Source organism: Streptomyces sp. 796.1 (assembly GCF_047525675.1).
Taxonomy (GTDB): Bacteria; Actinomycetota; Actinomycetes; order Streptomycetales; family Streptomycetaceae; genus Streptomyces.
This window is the reverse complement of the sequence record NZ_JBLIWA010000029.1, coordinates 133,534-156,793: the sequence shown is the minus strand read 5'-3', so window position 1 is coordinate 156,793 and position 23,260 is coordinate 133,534. Positions and strand designations below refer to the sequence as shown.

At 76.3% G+C, this 23,260-nt stretch carries 2 protein-coding genes; both read left to right on the top strand.

The genetic code is table 11. From position 1 onward, the window contains the following. The first annotated feature begins 18 nt into the window (after nt 1-18). Nucleotides 19-16,620: a type I polyketide synthase gene (locus ACMA1D_RS20465; RefSeq protein WP_414725454.1), complete on the top strand. Its 16,602-nt coding sequence runs from the start codon at nt 19-21 to the stop codon at nt 16,618-16,620. Beyond that, nucleotides 16,617-23,225, top strand: a complete 6,609-nt coding sequence (locus ACMA1D_RS20460; protein ID WP_414725453.1) for a type I polyketide synthase — start codon at nt 16,617-16,619, stop codon at nt 23,223-23,225. The genes ACMA1D_RS20465 and ACMA1D_RS20460 overlap by 4 nt, the downstream gene beginning before the upstream one ends. Nucleotides 23,226-23,260 lie beyond the last annotated feature (35 nt).

Here is a 23,260-nt window from a genome sequence, read left to right as displayed (position 1 = left end):
CGCCGGGAGCCGACCTCCATGACCTCCAACGAAGCCAAGCTCCGCGACTACCTCAAGCTCGTCACCACGGACCTGCGGCAGACCAAGCAGCGGCTCCAGAGCGTGACGGACCGCAGCCACGAGCCGATCGCGATCGTGGGCATGGCCTGCCGCTTCCCCGGCGGCATCGGCTCGCCCGAGGAGCTGTGGGAGCTGGTCGCCGGCGGCACGGACGCCATCCAGCCGCTGCCGACCGATCGGGACTGGGACCTGGAGGCGCTGCACGACCCGCAGATGGCGGGGCCCGGCACCAGCTACGTGCGCGCGGGCGGGTTCCTGAGCGGAGCGGGCGACTTCGACGCCGACTTCTTCGGCATCTCGCCGCGCGAGGCGCTGGCCATGGACCCGCAGCAACGGCTGCTCCTGGAGACCTCCTGGGAGGCGTTCGAGCGGGCCGGACTCAACCCGGGTGCGCTCCGTGGCGCGGACACCGGCGTGTTCGTCGGCGCGATCCCCCAGGACTACGCGCCGCGGGTGGGCGACCCGGGCACCGCCGACCTGGAGGGCTACCTCATGGTCGGCAACACCACCAGCGTGATGTCCGGCCGCATCGCGTACACCCTCGGCCTCGAAGGGCCGGCCGTGACGGTGGACACGGCCTGTTCGTCGTCGCTGGTGGCGCTGCACCTGGCGGTGCAGTCGCTGCGCCGCGGCGAGTGCTCGATGGCGCTGGCCGGCGGTGTGACGGTGATGTCGAGCCCCAACTGGGTGGTCGACCTCAGCCGGCAGCGCGGCCTCGCGGCCGACGGCCGCAGCAAGCCGTTCTCGGCCGCGGCCGACGGCTTCGGCGCCGGCGAGGGCGCCGCCCTCCTCGTCGTGGAGCGCCTGTCGGACGCGCAGCGCAACGGCCACCGGGTGCTCGCGGTCGTACGGGGCTCCGCCGTCAACCAGGACGGCGCCAGCAACGGCCTGACCGCGCCCAACGACCTCGCCCAGGAGCGGGTCATCCGGCAGGCGCTGGCCGACGCCAGGCTGGAGCCCGGCGACGTGGACGCCATCGAGGCGCACGGCACCGGCACCCGGCTCGGCGACCCCATCGAGACGCACGCCCTGATGGCCACGTACGGGCAGCGCGCAGCCGGCGCCGAACCGGCCTGGCTCGGCTCGCTGAAGTCCAACATCGGGCACGCGCAGGCCGCCGCCGGCGTCGCCGGCGTCATGAAGATGGTGCTTGCGCTGCGGCACGGGCTGCTGCCGAAGACCCTGCACGCCGAGCAGCCGTCGGAACACATCGACTGGTCGGCGGGCGCGGTGTCGCTGTTGACGGAGGCGCGGCCGTGGCCGGAGAAGGACGAGCCGCGGCGGGCCGGCGTCTCCTCGTTCGGCATCAGCGGCACCAATGCGCACGTGATCGTGGAACAGGCGCCGGAGCCGGCCGCGGGGGCCGCTGGGCCGGCGGACGGCGCCGGCACCACCAACGCCACCAGCCCCGCCGGCACGGCACGTACGGGCAACGCCACCACCAGCCCCGCCGGCACGGCACATACGGGCAACGCCACCACCAGCCCCACCACCAGCCCCAGCGCCAGCGCCAGCGCCAGCGCAACGACCATCGGTGACACCGCCGGTGCCGTTCCCTGGGTGGTGTCGGGGAAGAGCCCTGCCGCGCTGCACGCCCAGGCCCAGCGGCTGCACGCGCACCTGACGGAGCGGACCGACTGGACGCCGCGGGACGTGGCCGCCGCGCTGACCGGCACCCGCGCCGTGCACGAGCACCGGGCCGTGGTCGTCGGCGCGGACCGTGCCGAACTCCTCACCGCGCTCGCCGCGGCCGGCGCCGGCGAGGCGTCGCCCGCCGTCGCCACCGGGGCGGCCCGCAAGCGCACTTCGGCCGTCTTCGTCTTCCCCGGGCAGGGCGCCCAGTGGGCGGGCATGGCCAGCGAACTGTGGGACGCCTCCCCGGCGTTCGCCGGCGCCATGGAGCGCTGCGCGCAGGCGCTGGCCCCGTTCACCGACTGGTCGCTGCGCGCGGTGGTGGACGGCGCCCCGGGTGCGCCCGGGCTCGACCGGGTGGACGTGGTGCAGCCGCTCTCCTGGGCGGTGATGGTCTCCCTCGCCGAACTGTGGCGCGCGTACGGGGTGCGCCCGGCGGCCGTGGTGGGGCACTCGCAGGGCGAGATCGCCGCCGCGGTGGTGGCGGGCGCGCTGTCGCACGCGGACGGGGCGCGGGTGGTGGCGCTCCGTTCCAAGGTGATCGGCGAACGGTTGGCCGGCCAGGGCGGCATGGTCTCGCTCGGGTTGCCGCGCGCCGCCGCCGAGGAGCGGATCGCCCCGTGCGCGGGTCGGATCGCCGTCGCCGCAGTCAACGGGGCCGGCTCCACCGTGGTCGCCGGCGAGGTGGCCGCGCTCGACGAGCTGGTCGCCGGCTGCGAGGCCGCCGACATCAGGGCCCGCCGCATCCCCGTCGACTACGCCTCCCACTCGCCGCAGGTGGACTCCGTACGCGAGGAGCTGCTGGCCGCGCTCGCCGAGGTCAGCCCGGGCCGTGCGACCGTGCCGTTCTACTCGACGGTGACCGGCGAACCGCTCGACACGCACGGCCTCGACGCCGCGTACTGGGTGCGCAACCTGCGCCAGACCGTGGAGTTCGAGCAGGTCACCCGGCGGCTGCTGGCGGACGGGCACGGACTGTTCATCGAGTGCAGCGCGCATCCGGTGCTGGCGCTGGCGCTCGGTGAAACCGCCGAGGACGCCGCGGCCGACGCGGTGGCCGTCGGTTCGCTGCGCCGCGACGAGGGCGGGCCCGACCGGTTCCTGCGCTCGGTCGCCGAGGCGTACGCGGCGGGCGCCGGCGTCAACTGGTCGCCCCTGCTGGCCGGTGCGCGCCCCGTGGAGCTGCCCACGTACGCCTTCCAGCGGCGCCGCTACTGGCTGCCGCGCACGGCCGGCCGCAGCGACGCCGCCGCGATCGGCCTCGGCGCCGCCGGGCACCCGCTGCTGGGCGCCGCGGTGAGCCTGGCCGACGGCGGCGGTGCGCTGCTCACCGGCCGGATCGCGCTGTCGAGCCACCCGTGGCTGGCCGACCACGCGGTCGCCGGCACGGTGCTGCTGCCGGGCACCGCCTTCATCGAACTCGCCGTGCGCGCCGGCGACGAGGTGGGCTGCGACCGGATCGAGGAGTTGACGCTTGAGGCGCCGCTGCCGCTGCCCGCCCGTGGCGGGGTGCAGGTACAGGTGGTGGTCGGCGAAGCGGACGGCGACGGGCAGCGCCCGCTGCACCTGTACGCCCGCCCCGAGCCGCAGCCCGGCGGCCCCGTCGATGCGCAGCCCGGGGCACCGGCGGAGCCGCTGTCCGGCGCCCCGGCGGACGGCGCGTGGACCCGGCACGCGACCGGCGTGCTCGCCCCCGCCGGCACCGACGCGGGCCACGCCCTGACGGCCTGGCCGCCCGCCGGCGCCGAACCCGTCGCACTGGATGCGGTGTACGGGGCGCTGGCCGACACCGGGTACGCGTACGGGCCCGCCTTCCAGGGGCTGCGGGCCGCCTGGCGGCAGGGCGCGGAGACGTACGCCGAGGTGGAACTCGAATCCGCGGACGGAGCCGACCAGTTCGGGCTGCACCCTGCGCTGCTGGACGCCGCGGCGCACACCGCGCTGCTGGGCGCCGTCGGCAGCGCGGAGCAGCCGGTGCGACTGCCGTTCGCCTGGAGCGGCGTGACGCTGCACGCCGGCGGCGCGGCCCAGGCCCGGGTGCGGATGGTGACCACGGGCCCGGAGACCGTCGCCCTGCACCTGGCCGACCCGACGGGCGCACCGCTGGCCACCGTCGAGTCCCTGACGCTGCGCCCGGTGGACGCGGCGACGCTGGCCGGCCCCCGTCCCGCGGAACAGCAGGCGCTGTACCGGGTCGCCTGGCAGCCGCTTGCGGGTGGTGTGGACGGCGCGGGTGCGGTGGCTGCGGCGGGCGTTGCCGCGGTGGGCACGGCCGGTGCGGCGGATGTGGCGACTGCGGCCGGTGCGTCGGATGCGACGGGAACGGGCGCTACCGCTTCGGGTGGCGACGGCCTGGTGGTGCTGGGCGTGGACGCCCCGGATCTGGCCGGGGTGGTGCTGCCGGGGCCCGCGGCCACGGCGGACGGTACGGGCGATGCCGCTGAGGGCGTCACAGGCGATGCCGGCGCGGCCGGCGCTGGTGCCGGCACCGTGGGCGGCGCGCCCGCCGTGGTGGCCGTGCTGCGCTCCGGCGACGTGCTGCGTGACGCGCTGGGCGAGGCGCTCGACCTGGTCCGCGGCTGGCTGGCCGACGACCGGTTCGCCGAAGCGCGCCTGCTGGTCGTCAGCCACGCCGAACACGCCGCCCACGCGGCGGCCCGCGGCCTGCTGCGCTCCGCACAGACCGAGCACCCGGGGCGTTTCGTCCTGGTGCAGGCCGACCGGATCGCCCCCGAGTTGGGCGGTGCGGCAGCGACGGCCGGGTACGGAGCGGCGGAGGCCACGCCTGCGGGAGCGGAGCACGGGGCCCCCGACGGGACGGAGTACGCACCCACCGGCGGAGCCCGGCACGGGGCGGCCCTCGCACCCGCCGACCGGGCGACCGACACCCTTGCCCCGAACCACGGCGCCCTGAACCATGCCACTCCGGCCCACGCCGCACTCGACCGCGCCGCCCTGGTCGTCGCTCTCGCCACGGGCGAGCCCCAACTCGCCTGGCGCGACGGCGGCTTCGCCGTGCCGCGGCTGGTGCGGGCGGAGGTCGCGTCCGCGCCGTACGCCAGGCCGCTCGACCCCGAAGGCACCGTGCTCATCACCGGCGGCACCGGCACCCTGGGGGCGCTGTTCGCCCGGCACCTGGTCGCCGAGCACGGTGTGCGGCACCTGTTGCTGACCAGTCGGCGCGGCGTGCAGGCGCCGGGCGCCGCCGAACTCGTCGCCGAACTGGCCGGGCTCGGTGCCACCGCCACCGTCGTCGCCTGCGACGTCGCCGACCGGGCGGCGCTGGCCGCGGTGCTCGACGGCGTGCCGGCGGCGCACCCGTTGACCGCCGTGCTGCACACCGCGGGCGTGCTCGACGACGGCACCGTGGCCGCCCTGACCGACGCGCAGGTGGAGAACGTGCTGCGGCCCAAGGCCGACGCCGCCCGCCACCTGCACGAGTTGACGGCGGGCCGCGGTCTGGCCGCCTTCGTGCTGTTCTCCTCGGTCGCCGGTGTGCTCGGCACCGCGGGGCAGGCCAACTACGCGGCGGCCAACGCCTATCTGGACGCGCTCGCCGCCCGCCGCCGGGCCGCCGGCGACCCGGCCACCTCGCTGGCCTGGGGGTTTTGGGCCGAGGCCAGCGGCATGACCGGGCACCTGGCCGAGGCGGACGTGCGCCGGCTGGCCCGTACCGGCGTCGGCGCGCTCTCGTCGGCCGCCGGCCTCGCGCTCTTCGACGCGGCCCTGGCCAGCACCGCGGGCCCGGCGACGGCAGCCGCGTCCACCGCCGGCCCGGCAACGGCAGCCGGCGCCACCGGCGGCCCGGCCACGCCCGGCACCGGCACGACCACCCCCGCCCCCACCACCCCCACCGATGCCGTACTCGTAGCCGCCGAGTTCGCCCCGCACGCGCTCCGCGCGGCGGGCCCCGACGGCGTGCCGGCGCTGTTGCGCGGACTGGTGCGGGTGCCGCAGCGGCGGGCCGCGCACCGCGGGCGGGACGCTGCGGCCGGCCGTACGGGGCTGGCCGCGCGGCTGGCGGGGCTCGCCGAAGGCGACGCGCTGCGGCTGCTGACGGACCTGGTGCGGGAGCAGGCGGGCGCGGTGCTCGGCCATGCGTCGGCGGGGGCGATCAGCGCCGCCCGCTCCTTCCGGGAGCACGGATTCGACTCGCTGGCCGCCGTCGAACTGCGCAACCGGCTCGGCGCCGCCAGCGGCGTCAAACTGCCCGCCACCGTCGTCTTCGACTACCCGACCCCGGCCGAACTCGCCCGCTTCCTGCGCGGCAAGCTCGGCGTGCGGGGCGAGACCGCCGCGCAGCCGCCGGAGCGCCCCACCGGCACCGCGGCCGACCCCGCCGAACCCATCGCGATCGTCGGTATGGCCTGCCGCTTCCCCGGCGACGTGCGGTCCCCGGAGGACCTGTGGCGGCTGGTGAGCGAGGGCACCGACGCCGTCGCCGGCTTCCCGGCCGACCGCGGCTGGGACCTGGCCCGGCTGATCGACCCGACGGGCGAGGGCGCGGGCACCACGTACGTCGGCGAGGGCGGGTTCCTGTACGACGCGGCCGAGTTCGACGCCGGATTCTTCGGGATCTCGCCGCGCGAGGCGCTGGCCATGGACCCGCAGCAGCGGCTGCTCCTGGAGACCTCCTGGGAGGTCTTCGAGCGCGCCGGCATCGACCCGGCCGCCCTGCGCGGCAGCCGTACCGGAGTCTTCGCCGGCGTCATGTACCACGACTACGCGGCCCGCGTCACGCGCTACCCGGAGGGCGTCGAGGGCTATCTGTCGACCGGCACCGCAGGCAGTGTCGCCTCCGGCCGCATCGCCTACACCTACGGGCTCGAAGGCCCGGCCGTCACCGTGGACACGGCCTGTTCGTCGTCGCTGGTGGCGCTGCACCTGGCGGTCGAGTCGCTGCGCCGCGGCGAGTGCGCGATGGCGCTGGCCGGCGGGGTGACGGTGCTGTCGACGCCGAGCGTGTTCACCGAGTTCAGCCGCCAGCAGGGCCTCGCCTCCGACGGCCGCTGCAAGTCCTTCGCGGCCGGCGCGGACGGCACGGGCTGGTCCGAGGGCGTCGGCGTGCTGCTGGTGGAACGCCTCTCGGACGCGCAGCGCAACGGGCACCAGGTGCTCGCTGTCGTACGGGGCTCCGCCGTCAACCAGGACGGCGCCAGCAACGGCCTGACCGCCCCCAACGGCCCCGCACAGGAACGCGTCATCCGGCAGGCGCTGGCCGACGCCCGGCTGTCGGCGGCTGACGTGGACGCGGTGGAGGCGCACGGTACCGGTACGACGCTGGGTGACCCGATCGAGGCGCAGGCGCTGCTCGCCACGTACGGGCAGCAGCGGGCCGGCGGCGAACCGCTGTGGCTGGGCTCGTTCAAGTCCAACATCGGGCACGCGCAGGCCGCCGCCGGCGTCGGCGGCGTCATCAAGATGGTGATGGCGCTGCGGGAGGCGGCGCTGCCCAAGACGCTGCACGCGGAGCAGCCGTCCCCGCACATCGACTGGGATTCGGGCGCGGTGGCGCTGCTCACCGAGGCCCGCCCGTGGCCGCGGCTCGACCGGCCGCGCCGGGCCGCCGTCTCCTCCTTCGGTGTGAGCGGCACCAACGCCCACGTGGTCCTGGAAGCGGCTCCGACGCCGCCCACCGCGCCGCCGGCCGCGGCCCCGTCCTCCGTGCCCCGGGCCGGCGCCCCGCTGCCCTGGCTGGTGTCGGCCAGGAGCGCGGAGGCACTGCGCGCCCAGGCCGCCCGGCTGCGCCAGTTCGCCGAGGCCCACCCGGAACTCGGCCCCGCCGACATCGGCTGGTCGCTGGCCACCAGCCGCTGGGGCCTGGAGCACCGGGCCGCCGTCATCGGCACCGACCGCGCGGCCCTGCTGCACGGCCTGGCCGCCTTGGAACGCCCGGCCGCCGAAACCCCCGACACCACCGACCCGGCCGCGGCCACCATCGTCCGCGGTGAGCCCGGCGACGAGCCCCAGCGCCCCGTCTTCGTCTTCCCGGGGCAGGGCGCGCAGTGGGTGGGGATGGCGCGTGAACTGCGTTCTGCGGAACCGGTGTTCGCGGCCGAGCTGGCCCGCTGTGGCGATGCCCTCGCCCCGTTCGTGGACTGGGACTTCGCCACCGAGTTGGACGGTCCGCTGGAGCGGGTCGACGTCGTGCAGCCGTTGTCGTGGGCGGTGATGGTGTCGCTGGCGGCTGTGTGGCGTTCGTACGGGGTCGAACCGGCCGCGGTGGTGGGTCACTCGCAGGGTGAGATCGCGGCGGCCGTCATTGCTGGCGGGCTTTCGTTGGAGGACGGGGCCCGCGTTGTGGCGCTCCGTTCGAAGGTGATCGGCGAGCGGTTGGCGGGCAAGGGCGGCATGGTCTCGCTCGGGTTGCCGCGTGCGGAGGCCGAGGCGCGGATCGCCGCGTACGACGGCCGAGTCACCGTCGCCGTCGTCAACGGTCCGTCGGCGACCGTGGTGGCCGGCGAACCCGCAGCCCTCGACGAACTCGTCGCCGGCTGCGAGGCGGCCGAGATCCGCGCCAAGCGCATCCCCGTCGACTACGCCTCGCACTCGCCCCAGGTCGAGTCGGTCCGCGACGAGCTGTTGCGCGTACTCGATGACGTCGCCCCGCGCGCGGGGCGCGTGCCCTTCTACTCCACGGTGACCGCGGAGCCGATCGACACGGCCGGGCTCGACGCCGCGTACTGGGTGCGCAATCTGAGCCGGACCGTCGAGTTCGAGCGCACTACCGAGGTGCTGATCGCGGACGGGCACCGGCTGTTCGTGGAGTGCAGTGCGCACCCGGTGCTCGCGATGGCGGTCGGCGAGACCGCGGAGCAGGCCGGGGCCGAGGTGGCGGCGGTGGGTTCGCTGCGCCGCGCGGACGGCGGCGCCGACCGCTTCCGCACCTCGCTGGCCGACGCCCAGGTGCACGGCGCGGCCGTCGACTGGGCCCCGGCGTTCCCCGGCGCCCGCACGGTCGACCTGCCCACGTACGCGTTCCAGCGCGAGCGCTACTGGCTGGAGGACGCGCCGGCCGACGGCCCCGTAGCGGGCGCGGACGGGGCGGCCGACGATGCGGCAGAGGCCAGGTTCTGGGACGCCGTCGAACGCGCTGACCTCGCCGAACTCGCCGCGACGCTCGGCGTTTCCGACGGCGCGGACGGGCTCGGCGCGGTGCTGCCCGCGCTCTCCGCGTGGCGGCGGCAGCGCCGTGAGCGGTCGGTCATCGACTCCTGGCGGTACGCGGTCGACTGGCGGCCGGTGTCGGGCACCGCGGTGCCCGTACTGTCCGGCACCTGGCTGCTCGTGGTGCCGGCCGTGGTGGCGGACGCGGAGCTGACCGCCACCCTGACCCGGGTGTTGGCCGAGCGCGGCGCCCGGGTGGTGCCCCTGGTGGTGACGGCGGCCGACACCGACCGGGAGCGGCTGACGGAGCGGGTGCGCGGCGCGCTCGACGGCCAGCAGGCGCCCGGTGGCGTGCTGTCCCTGTGGGCCTTCGACACGGCCCCGCACGCGGCCGGTGCGGCGCTGCCCGTGGCCGTCGCCGGCACGCTCGCGCTGGTTCAGGCCCTGGGCGAGGTCGCGGTGGACGCCCCGCTGTGGTGCGTCACCCGGGGCGCCGTCGCCACCGCCGCCACCGACGCGCCGGCCGACCTGGCACAGGCGCAGGTCTGGGGCCTCGGCCGGGTCGCCGCGCTGGAGCACCCGCGGCGCTGGGGCGGCCTGGTGGACCTGCCGGCCGCGGCCGGTGCAGCGGACGGCTCCGCAGGCGGCCCCGTGGACGAGCGGACGGTGCGCCGGCTGTGCGGCATCCTGTCCGACCCCGCCGGCGAGGACCAGCTCGCGCTGCGCGCCACCGGCACCCTCGCCCGGCGCATGGTGCGCGCCCCGCTGGGCGACGCGCAGCCGCGGCGCCGCTGGCAGCCGGGCGCCGGCACCGTACTGATCACCGGCGGCACCGGCGCGCTCGGCGCCTGCTTCGCCCGCTGGCTCGCCCGCAACGGGGCCACGGACCTGGTGCTCACCAGCCGGCGCGGCCGGCAGGCACCCGGCGCCGTCGAGCTGGAGGCCGAACTCGCCGAACTCGGCGCCCGCGCCACCGTCGTCGGCTGCGACATCGCCGACCGGACGGAGGTCGCCGCGCTCATCGATTCGCTGAAGGCCGATGGCCGGCCGATCCGCTCCGTCATGCACGCCGCCGTCGTCGCCGACCTCAGCCCCATCGACGCGGGGTCGCCCGACCACTTCCGCGACGTGTACGCGGCCAAGGTCGCCGGCTCCGAGCACCTGCACGAGCTGCTTGCGGGCGAGGAGTTGGACGCGTTCGTGCTGTTCTCCTCGATCGCCGGGTTCTGGGGCAGCGGCGACCACGCCGCCTACGCGGCGGCCAACGCCCACCAGGACGCGCTCGCCGCGCAGCGGCGCGCCAAAGGCCTGCCCGCCACCTCGGTGGCCTGGGGCATCTGGGACGCCTTCCACGCCTGGGACGAGCGGGCGGCGCAGCAGCGCAAGGAGCTCAGCGAACGGGTCGGCGCGCAGGGCCTGCCGATGCTGGACCCGGAGGTGGCCTGCGACGCGCTGCGGCAGGCGCTGGACCACGAGGAGGCGTTCGTGGCCGTCGCCGACATCGACTGGGACCGTTTCACCACCATCTTCACCTCCTACCGGGCCAGCAAGTTGCTGGACCAGATCCCCGAGGCCCGGCACCTGCTCGCCGCCGCGCAGGACGGGGCGGGCGGCGCCGACACCTCCGCGCTGCACCGCAGGTTGGCCGACCTGACCGCCGACGAGCGGACCGCCGAACTCGCCGACCTGGTACGGGCGCAGGCCGCCGCCGTGCTCGGGCACGCCTCCGGCGCGCGCATCGAGGCGGGCCGCGCCTTCCGCGACATCGGCTTCGACTCGCTGACCGCGGTGGACCTGCGGAACCGGCTGAACACCGCGACCGGGCTGCGACTGCCCGCCACCGTGATCTTCGACTACCCCTCGCCGCAGGACCTGGCGGGCCACCTGGCGGCCCGGCTGTTCGCGGCGCCGGACGCGGCTGCCGCCGGCCCCGCACCGCAGGCCACGGTGCCCGCACCGGCCGCGGCGGCGGCCGACGACGATCCGGTCGTCATCGTCTCGCTGGCCTGCCGCTACCCGGGCGGCGCCCACTCGCCCGACGAGCTGTGGCGGCTGGTGGCCGACGGGGTGGACGCCATCTCCGGCTTCCCCACCGACCGCGGCTGGGACCTGGCGGGCCTGTACGACCCGGACCCGGCGCGCGAAGGAACCGTCTACGCGCGCGAAGGCGGCTTCCTGCACGAGGCGGGCGAGTTCGACGCGGCCTTCTTCGGCGTCTCCCCGCGCGAGGCGCTGGCCATGGACCCGCAGCAGCGGCTGATGCTGGAGACCGCCTGGGAGGCGCTGGAGCGTGCCGGCATCGACCCGCACACCCTGAAGGGCTCACTGGTCGGCACGTTCGTCGGGGCCAACCCGTCCGACTACCGCGTCGGCGTCGGCCGCGTACCTGACGGCTACGAGGGTCACCTGCTCACCGGCGGCCACAACAGCGTCATCTCCGGCCGCATCGCCTACACCCTCGGCCTCGAAGGCCCGGCCGTCACCGTGGACACGGCCTGTTCGTCGTCGCTGGTGGCGCTGCACCTGGCGGCGGCTGCGGTCCGGGCTGGCGAGTGCGCCATGGCGCTGGCCGGCGGCGTGACCGTGATGTCCACGCCGCAGGCGCTGGTCGGCTTCAGTCGCCAGCGCGGCCTGGGGCGCGACGGCAGGTGCCGGGCGTTCGCCGCCGACGCGGCCGGCATCGGCATGTCCGAGGGCGCCGGCATGGTCCTCGTCGAACGGCTCTCGGACGCCCGCCGCAACGGCCACCCCGTACTCGCCGTCATCCGCGGCTCCGCCGTCAACCAGGACGGCGCGTCCAACGGCCTGTCCGCCCCCAACGGCCCGTCCCAGGAACGCGTCATCCGGCAGGCCCTGGCCAACGCGGGGTTGACCGCGGCCGATGTGGACGCGGTGGAGGCGCACGGCACCGGTACGACGCTGGGTGACCCGATCGAGGCACAGGCGCTGCTCGCCACGTACGGGCAGCAGCGGGCCGGTGCCGAGCCGTTGTGGCTGGGCTCGTTCAAGTCCAACATCGGGCACGCACAGGCCGCCGCCGGCATCGCCGGCGTCATCAAGACCGTGCTCGCGCTGCGCGCCGGCGTGCTCCCCAAGACCCTGCACGCCGAGGAGCCGACGCCGGAGGTGGACTGGGAGTCGGGCGCCGTACGGCTGCTCACCGAGGCCCGTCCCTGGCCGCAGACCGGCGCCCCGCGCCGGGCCGCCGTCTCCGCCTTCGGCATCAGCGGCACCAACGCCCATCTGATCCTCGAAGAGGCCGCCCCGGAGCGCGCGGGGGAACAGGCCGCCGGTGCACCCGCCCCGGAGCGCACGGCCGGGCCGCTGGCCGGCCACACCCCCTGGCCGCTGTCGGCCCGCAGCCCGCAGGCACTACGCGCCCAGGCCACACGCCTGCACGCCTTCGCCACGGCCCATCCCGAACACGCCGAAGCCGACATCGCCGCGGCACTGGTCCACACCCGCGCCACGTTCGACCACCGTGCGGTGGTTGTGGGTGATACGCGGGAGGGGTTGTTGTCGGCTCTTGCGGATGTGGCGTCGGGTGTGTCGTCGCGGGATGTGTTGGTGGGGCGGCCGGTGTCGGGTCGTACGGCGTTTGTGTTTGGTGGGCAGGGGAGTCAGTGGTTGGGGATGGGGCGTGGGTTGTATGGGGCGTTCCCGGTGTTTGCGGGGGCGTGGGATGGGGTGGTGGGGGAGTTGGATGGGTTGTTGTCGGTTGGGTTGGGGTCGGTGGTGTGGGGTGCTGACGCTTCGGTGTTGGGGCGTACGGAGTTTGCGCAGCCTGCGTTGTTTGCGTTTGAGGTGGCGTTGTTTCGGTTGGTGGAGTCGTGGGGTGTGGTGCCGGATGTGGTGGTGGGTCATTCGGTGGGGGAGGTGGCTGCGGCGTATGTGGCGGGTGTGTTGTCGCTTGCGGATGCCTGTCAACTGGTGGTGTCTCGTGGTCGGTTGATGCAGGGGTTGGTTGTTGGTGGTGCGATGTGGGCGGTGCAGGCGTCGGAGGCTGAGGTGGTCGAGGCGCTGGCGGGGCGCGGGCATGAGGCGAGTATCGCTGCGGTGAATGGTCCGTCTTCGGTGGTGGTGTCGGGTGCGGATGGGGTGGTGGCTGAGGTTGCTGAGGGTTTCCGTGTTCGGGGTCGGCGGGTGAAGCGGTTGCGGGTGAGTCATGCGTTCCATTCGCCGTTTATGGCGCCGATGGTGGATGGGTTCCGGGCGGTGGTGTCGGGTCTGTCGTTCGCTGAGCCGCGGCTTGGTGTGGTGACGACTGGTGGTGGTACGGATGGTTCTTGGTCGGATCCGGAGTACTGGGTTCGGCATATCAGCGAGCCGGTCCGCTTCCACGACGCGGTGCGGGGCCTGGCGGCGCAGGGCGTGGCGCGGGTGCTGGAGATCGGTGCGGACGGGACGTTGACCGCGCTGGCGCAGGAGTGCCTGGACGGGGCGGGGGACGGCGCGGGTGAGGTGGCGCTGGTCGCGTCGGTGCGCAAGGACCGGCCGGAGGCGCGTACGGCCGTCGAGGCGCTGGCCCGGCTGCATGTGCACGGGGCTGCCGTACCGTGGCGCGAACTGGTGCCGGCGGCCGGCCGCGTGGACCTGCCGACGTACGCGTTCCAGCGCGAGCACTACTGGCTGCGGTCCGCCGGCGGCGGTGCCGACCTGGCCTCGGCCGGTCTCGGCTCGGCCGACCATCCGCTGCTTGGCGCCGCCGTACCACTCGCCGACGGGCACGGCCTGGTCTGCACCGGCCACCTCTCGCTCGCCACCCACCCCTGGCTCGCCGACCACGCGGTGGGCGGCGTGGTGCTGCTGCCCGGCACGGCCTTCGTGGAACTCGCGCTGCGCGCCGGCGACGAGGTCGGCTGCGGGTTGATCGATGAACTGACCCTCCAGGAGCCCCTGTTGCTGCCCGTCGACGGCGCGGTGCGGCTCCAGGTCGTGGTGGCCGAGCCGGGCGGGGCGGGCGGCAGGCCGGTGCGCGTCTACTCGCGGCCCGCCGACGGCCCGGCCGACGCCCCGTGGGCCTGTCACGCGAGCGGCCTGCTGGCCGCGGCCGGCGCCGCCGAGCCGGCCGGCTTCTTCGCCGACCGGTCCGCGGCCTGGCCGCCGGCCGGTGCGGAGGCGGTGGACGTCTCCGGGTTCTACGCCGACATCGCGGACGCGGGATACGGCTACGGGCCGGCCTTCCAGGGGCTGCGGGCAGCGTGGCGGCGCGCGGGCGAGGTGTTCGCGGAAGTCGCCCTGCCGGCCGGGGCGGACCCGGGGTACGGGCTGCACCCGGCGCTGCTGGACGCCGCGCTGCACGGGGCGCTGCTCGGCGTCCTGGACGGGGCGGCCGACCAGGTGCGGCTGCCGTTCTCGTGGACCGGGGTGCGGCTGGTCGCGGCGGGTGCGGAGGCGGTACGGGTACGGCTCGCGCCGGGCGCGGCCGACGACACGCTGGTGCTCGACCTGGCGGACGGGGCGGGGAACCCGGTCGCCTCGGTCGCCGCGCTGGCGACCCGCCCGGTGAGCGCGGCCCAACTGGGCGCGGCGCGCGGCGCCGCCGGCGACTGGTTGTTCCGCGTCGAGTGGGCCAGGACCGGCGCCGCACCGGCCGCGGTGCCGGCCAAGGAGTGGGCCGTGGTCGGCGCCGACCACCTGGACGTGGCCCGGGCCCTGACCGAGGCCGGCGCCGATCCGCGCACCTTCACCGACCTGGCTGCCCTGCGCGCCGCGGTCTCCGCGGACGGCGCCACGCCGGACACGGTGGTGCTCAGCGTCTCCGGCAGCCGCGTGGCCGCGGAGGCCGGCGGAAGCGCGCCGGTGACCGGGACCGAGGGCGTCGGCGGGGCCGGTGGCGGAGTTGTGGCCGATCCCGGGGCCGGTGGCGTGGCTGGCGCTGTGCCCGCTCCGTACGACGCCTCGTACGGCACCTCGCAGGACACCTCGTACGGCACCTCGACGGCCGCTGCCGTCGCGCACCGGCTGACCGGCCGGGTGCTGGCCGACGTGCAGGCGTGGCTGGCCGATGAGCGGTGGGTCGGTTCCCGCCTGGTGCTGGTGACGTCGGGCGCCGTCGCTGCCGGTGCGCGGGCCGAGGTGGCCGACCTGGCGGCGGCCCCGCTGTGGGGCCTGCTGCGGTCGGCGCAGACCGAGCACCCGGGCCGGTTCGTCCTGGTGGACCTGGACGACCAGGCCGCCTCGCGGGCCGCCCTGCCCGCGGCGGTCGGCTGCGGCGAGCCCCAACTCGCCCTCCGGGACGGCCTGGCCCTCGCCCCCCGGCTGGCCCGCGCGGGCAGCACGCCGCCGGTCGCGTCCGACACCACGCCGCCGGGCACCGGCGGCACCACGCGGCCCGGCAGCGGCGGCCCCGCCGCCCCGCACGGAGCGGAAGGCACGGCCGGGCACCCGGCCGATGAGGTGACCACGGGCGCAGCCGAACGCGGCCCCGGAGCGGCAGCCGAGCCCGCACGCGCAGCCGAGCACGCACCCCTCCCCACCCACGGTGCCCCGGGCGCCAGCCCCGCCGGCCTAGGGGCGCCCACACCGCGCCGCTTCGACCCGGCGGGCACGGTGCTCATCACCGGCGGCACCGGGACGCTCGGCGCGCTGGTGGCCAGGCACCTGGTGGCCGCGCACGGCGTACGGCACCTCGTGCTGGTCAGCCGGCGCGGGCCGGCCGCCGACGGGGCCGGGGAACTCGCCGCCGAACTGGGCGCGGCCGGCGCGTCCGTGGCCCTGGTGGCCTGCGACACCGCCGACCGCGGCGCGCTGGCCACGGTGCTCGACGGCATCCCCGCCGCGCACCCGCTGACCGGCGTCATCCACACCGCGGGCGTCATCGAGGACGGCGTGCTCACCGCGCTCACCGCCGACCAACTGGACCGGGTGCTGCGCCCCAAGGCCGACGCGGCCGAGAACCTGCACGCGCTGACCGCGGGCGCCGACCTCGCCGCGTTCGTCGTGTTCTCCTCCGTCAGCGGGCTGATCGGCGGCGCCGGGCAGGCCAACTACGCGGCGGCCAACGCCTTCCTGGACGCGCTGGCACACCGCCGTCGGGCGACCGGGGCGCACGCCGTCTCGCTCGCCTGGGGCCTGTGGGAGCAGGCCAGCGGCATGACCGGCGGCCTGGGCCGCGGTGACCTGGCCCGCGGCGGCAGGGCCGGCGTGACGGCCCTGTCCACGGAGCACAGCCTGGCCCTGCTGGACGCGGCCCTGGCCAGCGGCGAGCCGCTGCTCGCACCCGTACGGCTCGACCTGGCCGGGCTGCGCGCCAGGGCCGCGACGGAGCCGGTGCCGCCGCTGCTGCGCGGCCTCGTGCCCGCGCCCGCGCGAGGCGGCGCCACGTCCGGTACGGCGGGCGGCCCCGGCGGGGCGGGTGAGCCGTGGACGCGGCGGATCGCCCGCACCCCGGTCGACGAGCGCGAAACGCTCCTGCTCGACCTGGTGCGCGGCCACGTGGCCACCGTCCTCGGGCACGGCACACCGCGCGCGGTCGACGCCGACACCGGCTTCCTTGAGCAGGGGCTCGACTCCCTGATGGCGGTCGAACTGCGCAACCGGCTCACCGCCGAACTCGGCCTGCGACTGCCGGCCACGCTCGTCTTCGACTACCCGAGCCCGACCGCGCTGGCCCGCCACGTACTGGCCGAACTCCTCCCGGACGGGGCCGCAGCGGCCGGCGCCGGCACGGCCCGTACGGACGGCACGGCAGCGGCGCCCGACGGCGGGCCCGGCGCGCTCCCCGGCCTGGACGCCACCGCCGGCAGCGACGACTTCAGCGACATCGACGACATGGACGTGGAGGCCCTCCTCCGCAAGGCCCAGGAGAACGAACTGTGAGTGACAAGACGTCCACCAGCGACCTCGTCGGTGCCCTGCGCAGCTCGCTCAAGGAGATCGAGCGGCTGCGCCGGGAGAAGGCGGAGACCGCGGCCCGGGCCACCGAACCGATCGCGATCGTCGGCATGGCCTGCCGCTACCCGGGCGGCGTGCACGGCCCCGACGACCTGTGGGACCTGGTCGCCGAAGGACGCGACGCCATCACGGAGTTCCCCACCGACCGCGGCTGGGACCTGGCGGGCCTCTTCGACCAGGACCCGGACGCCAGCGGCAAGAGCTACGTGGACGAGGGCGGGTTCCTGACCGGGGCCGACCGGTTCGACGCCGGCTTCTTCGGCATCTCGCCGCGCGAGGCGCTGGCCATGGACCCGCAGCAGCGGGTGCTGCTGGAGACCGTGTGGGAGGCCGTCGAGCGCGGCGGCATCGACCCGACGACGCTGGCCGGCACCGCCACCGGCGTCTACGCCGGGATCATGTACCACGACTACGGGGCGGCCGTCGGCGACGTCCCGCGGGACGTGGAGGGCTTCCTCGGCATCGGCAACGCCGGCAGCGTCCTCTCCGGCCGCGTCGCGTACACCCTCGGTCTGGAGGGCCCCGCCGTCACCCTGGACACCGCCTGCTCCTCGTCGCTGGTGGCCGTGCACCTGGCGGCCCAGGCGCTGCGCCGCGGCGAGTGCACGCTCGCCCTCGCCGGCGGCGTGACGGTGCTCGCGACGCCCGAGGTGTACGTGGAGTTCAGCCGGCAGCGCGGCCTGTCCCACGACGGCCGCTGCAAGTCGTTCGCCGCGGCGGCCGACGGCACCGGCTGGTCGGAGGGGTCGGGCGTGCTGCTCCTGGAACGGCTCTCGGACGCCCGCCGCAACGGCCGCCGCATCCACGCCGTCATCCGCGGCACCGCCGTCGGCCAGGACGGCGCCTCCAGCGGCCTGACCGCACCCAACGGCCCGGCCCAACAGCGCGTCATCCGGCAGGCCCTGGCCGACGCAGGGCTGACCGCGGCCGACGTGGACGCGGTGGAGGCGCACGGCACCGGTACGACGCTGGGTGACCCGATCGAGGCGCAGGCGCTGCTCGCCACGTACGGCAGGGACCGGGCGCCGGACCGCCCGCTGTGGCTGGGTTCGCTGAAGTCCAACATCGGGCACGCGCAGGCCGCCGCCGGCGTCGGCGGGCTGATCAAGATGGTCATGGCGATGCGCGCGGGCACGCTCCCCAAGACGCTGCACGTGGACGCGCCGACACCGCAGGTGGACTGGGCGCAGGGCGGCGTGGAACTCCTCACCGCGGCCCGCCCCTGGCCGCAGACCGACGCCCCGCGCCGGGCCGCGATCTCCTCCTTCGGCGTCAGCGGCACCAACACGCACGTGGTCATCGAGGCCCCCGCCGCCCAGGACATCGCCCCGCGGCCCCTCCCGGCGGCCCCGCACCGGGCGGACGCGCAGGCCACGGGGGACGGCGCGGCGGCCCCGTCCCCCGTCACCCCCTGGGTCCTCTCGGCGCGCAGCCCCCAAGCGCTACGGGCGCAGGCCGCGCGGCTGCGCGACTTCGCCGCGGCCCGCCCCGAACTCGCCGCGGCCGACATCGCCGCCTCCCTGCTCCACACCCGCACCACCTTCGATCACCGCGCCGTCGCCGTCGCCCCCGACCGCACCGGCCTGCTCGACGCCCTGGCCGCCCTCGCGACCGACACCACCGCCCCCGGCGCCGTGCCCGGCGCCACCCGCACCACAGGCCCCCGCTCCACCGCCGTCCTCTTCGGCGGGCAGGGGAGTCAGTGGTTGGGGATGGGGCGTGGGTTGTATGGGGCGTTCCCGGTGTTTGCGGGGGCGTGGGATGGGGTGGTGGGGGAGTTGGATGGGTTGTTGTCGGTTGGGTTGGGGTCGGTGGTGTGGGGTGATGACGCTTCGGTGTTGGGGCGTACGGAGTTTGCGCAGCCTGCGTTGTTTGCGTTTGAGGTGGCGTTGTTTCGGTTGGTGGAGTCGTGGGGTGTGGTGCCGGATGTGGTGGTGGGTCATTCGGTGGGTGAGGTGGCTGCGGCGTATGTGGCGGGTGTGTTGTCGCTTGCGGATGCCTGTCGACTCGTTGTCAGTCGTGGTCGGTTGATGCAGGGGTTGGTTGTTGGTGGTGCGATGTGGGCGGTGCAGGCGTCGGAGGCTGAGGTGGTCGAGGCGCTGGCGGGGCGCGGGCATGAGGCGAGTATCGCTGCGGTGAATGGTCCGTCCTCGGTGGTGGTGTCGGGTGTGGAGGCGGTGGTTGGGGAGTTGGTTGAGGGTTTCCGTGTTCGGGGTCGGCGGGTGAAGCGGTTGCGGGTGAGTCATGCGTTCCATTCGCCGTTGATGGCGCCGATGGTGGATGAGTTCCGGGCGGTGGTGTCGGGTCTGTCGTTCGCTGAGCCGCGGCTTGGTGTGGTCACGACTGGTGGTGGTACGGATGGTTCTTGGTCGGATCCGGAGTATTGGGTTCGGCACATCAGCGAACCCGTCCGCTTCCACGACGCGGTGCGCCAACTCCGTACCCAGGGTGCCGACTTCTTCCTGGAGGTCGGCGCGGACGGGACGTTGACCGCGCTGGTGCAGGAGTGCCTGGACGGGACGGTGGAAGCCGGGCAGGACGACGTCCGCTGTGCGGCCTTGCTCCAGCGGGAGCGGCCCGAGGCGCAGTGTGCCGTGGAGGCGCTGGCGCTGGCGCACGTCAGCGGCGTACGGGTGCGGTGGGGCGCGCTGGTCGGCCCGGCGCACGCCGTGGAGCTGCCGACGTACGCGTTCCAGCACGAGCGGTACTGGCTGCCGTCGGGCAGCGCGCCGGGCGACACCTCGGCCCTCGGCCAGGGCGCGGCCGAACACCCGCTGCTCGGCGCGACCGTGACGCTCGCCGACGGCGGCGGCGTGCTCCTCACCGGGCGGCTCTCGCTGGCCACTCATCCGTGGCTGGCCGGGCACGCGGTGGGCGGCGTGGTGCTGCTGCCGGGCACGGCCTTCGTGGAACTCGCGGTCCGGGCCGGCGACGAGGTGGGCTGCGGCCGGATCGAGGAGTTGACGCTCCAGGCGCCGCTGGTGCTGCCGGCGCAGGGCGGCGTGCGGCTCCAGGTCACGGTGGGCGCGGCGGACGACGCCGGGCAGCGCACCGTGCGGATCCACTCGCAGCCCCACGGGGCCGATGCCGCCGCCCCGTGGACCTGCCACGCCACCGGCGCCCTCACCCCCGCCGGGCCGCCGCCCGGCTTCGACCTCGCCGCCTGGCCGCCGCCCGGCGCCGAACCGGTCGAACTGGGCGACTTCTACGCCCGCCTGGCGGCGACCGGATCGGCGTACGGGCCGCCGTTCCAGGGCCTGCGGGCCGCCTGGCGGCGCGGCGAGGAGACCTTCGCCGAAGTCGCCCTGCCGGACGGGGCCGACGGCGGCAGCGGGAGCGCGGGCGGGGCCGGCGGCTTCGGGCTGCACCCGGCGCTGCTCGACTCGGCCCTGCACGGGGCGCTGCTGGCCACCGTGGACGACCCGCAGGCGCCGCTGCGGCTGCCGTTCGCCTGGACGGGCGTGGAGCTGCACGCGGCAGGGGCCACCGCGGCCCGGGTGCGGCTCGCGCCGCTGGCCGACGGCGCGCTTGCCGTGCAGCTCGCGGACGGGGCCGGCGCCCCGCTGGCCGCCGTGCAGACGCTCGCCACCCGGCCCGTCGACGCCGCCCGCCTGGGCGCAGCCGCGGCCGACGACGGGCTGCGCGACGCGCTGTTCCGCATCGAGTGGGTGCCGGCGCCGCACCCCGAAGCGCCCGCCGCCACGGGCTCCGTGCACACCCTGGCGGTGCCGGCCGGCGCCGGCGCCGAGGACCTGCGCGCCGTCCTGGCCCCGCTCGGCGCCGAGCCGCCCGAGGTCGCCGTCTGGCCGGTGCCGGGCACCGACGACGTACGGGCCGCGGTCCTGGACGCGTTGGCGCTGGTCCGGGCCTGGCTGGCCGATGAGCGCCTGACCGGCGCGCGGCTGGCGGTGCTGCTCCGTACCGACCTGCTCGCGCACGCCGCCGTCGCCGGCCTGGTCCGCTCCGTACAGGCCGAGAACCCGGGCCGCTTCCTGCTCGTGGAGCACGAGCCGCCGGCCGCCCCCTGGCGCCCCGCCGCCAGCGCGGCAACGGACCGGCCCGCTCCGGCCGCCCCGTCCCCCACCCACCCCGACGTACGCGACCTGCCCGCCGCGGCGTTCAGCGGCGTCGAGCCGCAGGTGCGGGTGCGGGAGGCCGGGCTGTGGGTGCCGCGGCTGGTCAGGGCCGGGACCGACGGGATGCTCGTGCCGCCGGCCGACGGGCCCTGGCACCTGGACTTCACCCGGGCCGGCACCCTGGAGGACCTGGCCCTGCTGCCCCGCCCCGAGGTGGCCGAGCCGCTCGCACCGGGCCAGGTGCGGATCGCCGTACGGGCCGCCGGCATGAACTTCCGGGACGTGCTGATCGCGCTCGGCATGTACCCGGGCGAGGCCACCCCCTTCCTCGGCGACGAGGCGGCCGGCACCGTGCTCGACGTCGGCCCCGGCGTCACCGACCTGGCCCCGGGCGACCGGGTCTTCGGCATCGTGCCGCGCGCCTTCGGGCCCCGCGCCGTCACCGACCGCCGCCTGCTGGCCCCGCTGCCCGCCGGCCGGTCGTACGAGCGGGGCGCGACCGTCCCGGTGGTGTTCCTGACGGCCTGGATGGGCCTGGTGGACCTGGCCGGTGTCGGCCCGGGGGACAGGGTGCTGGTGCACGCCGCCGCGGGTGGTGTGGGGTTGGCCGCGGTGCAGTTGGCGAAGTTGCGCGGGGCCGAGGTGTTCGCGACGGCCAGCGAGCCCAAGTGGGAGGTGCTGCGCGGGCTGGGGGTGGCCGATGACCACATCGGCTCGTCGCGGTCGCTGGAGTTCCGGGACGAGTTCCTGGCCGTCACCGGTGGGCGCGGCGTGGACGTCGTGCTGAACTCGCTGGCCGGCGAGTACGTGGACGCCTCACTCGCGCTGCTGCCGCGCGGCGGCCGGTTCCTGGAGATGGGCAAGGCGGACGTCAGGGACGGGGCCGAGGTGGCCGCCGCGCACCCGGGCGTCGCGTACACCGCCTTCGACGTCATCGAGGCGGGCCCGGACCGGCTGGGCGCCATGCTCACCGAGTTGGTGGCGCTGCTGGCCGCCGGCGAGCTGACCGCGCTGCCGGTGCGGAGCTGGGACGTGCGGCGGGCGCCGGAGGCGTTCCGGTACGTCAGCCAGGCGCAGCACATCGGCAAGGTCGCCCTGACGGTGCCGCGCCGCTGGGAGACGACCGGCACGGTGCTGGTCACCGGCGCCACCGGCACCCTGGGCGGGCTGGTCGCCCGGCACCTGGTCGAGGCGCACGGCGTGCGGCACCTGCTGCTGACCAGCCGGCGCGGCCCGGCCGCTGACGGCGCCGGGGAACTCCTGGCCGAGCTGCGGAAGGCGGGCGCGGAACCGGAGTTGGTGGCCTGCGACGCGGCCGACCGGCAGGCGCTGGCGGCGACGCTCGCCGCCATTCCGGCGGACCGGCCGCTGACCGCCGTGGTGCACGCCGCGGGCGTCGCCGACGACGCGCTGGCCGCCTCGCTCACCGACGAGCAGGTGGAACGGGTGCTGCGGCCCAAGGTCGACGCCGCCCGCAACCTGCACGAACTGACCGCCGGCAGCGACCTCGCCGCGTTCGTGCTGTTCTCCTCCGCGTCCGGCCTCTTCGGCACCCCGGGGCAGGCCAACTACGCGGCGGCCAACGCCTACCTGGACGCGCTCGCCGCCCACCGCCGCCAGCGCGGGCTGCCCGCCACCTCCCTCGCCTGGGGCCTGTGGGACCGGGCCAGCGCGCTCACCGAGCACCTGGACCGGGCGGACCTGGCGCGCGTCGGACGCACCGGCGCGCTGCCCATCGCCCCCGCGGACGGGCTGCGGCTGCTCGACGCGGCGCTCACCGCGGACGAGCCGCTGCTCGCCCCGGTCCCACTCGACCTGGCGGGGCTGCGGTCGCGCGCGGCCGGCGGCGAGCCCGTACCGCCGTTGCTGCGCGGCCTCGTGCGCGCGCCCGCGCGACGCAGCGCCGCCGCCACCGACGCCGCGGGCGGGGCGGACGCGCTGCTGCGCAAGCTGGCCGACGCGCCCCGCGCCGAACGCGAACGCCTCCTGCTCGACCTGGTGCGCAGCCACGCGGCGACCGTGCTCGGGCACGCCTCGGCGCAGGCCGTGGAGCCGGACCGGGCCTTCCGCGACGTCGGGTTCGACTCGCTGACCGCCGTCGAACTCCGCAACCGGATCGGCACGGCCACCGGGCTGCGGCTGCCCGCAGCGGTCGTCTTCGACCACCCCACGCCGCTCGCCCTCGCCGCCCACATCGACGGGCACATCGGCGCGGCGACCACCGTCTCCGCCCGGGACGCGCTGGCCGAACTCGACCGGGCCGAGGACATCCTCGCCGCCCTGGCCGATCAGGAGCCGCTGCGCGGCGAGGTCACCGCGCGGCTGCACGCGCTGCTCGCCCGCTGGGGCGGCCAGGGCGCGGCCGGCGCCGCCCCGGACGACGGCGCGAGCGTGCAGACGGCCAGCGACGACGAACTCTTCGACCTGCTCGACAACGAACTCGAAACCCCCTGAAGCCGTTTCGGATATTCGGATAGGTGTGACACCCG

Coding starts and splice junctions, on each gene's coding strand:
- ACMA1D_RS20465 (WP_414725454.1), top strand. CDS start 19: ATGACCTCCAACGAAGCCAAGCTCCGCGACTACCTCAAGCTCGTCACC.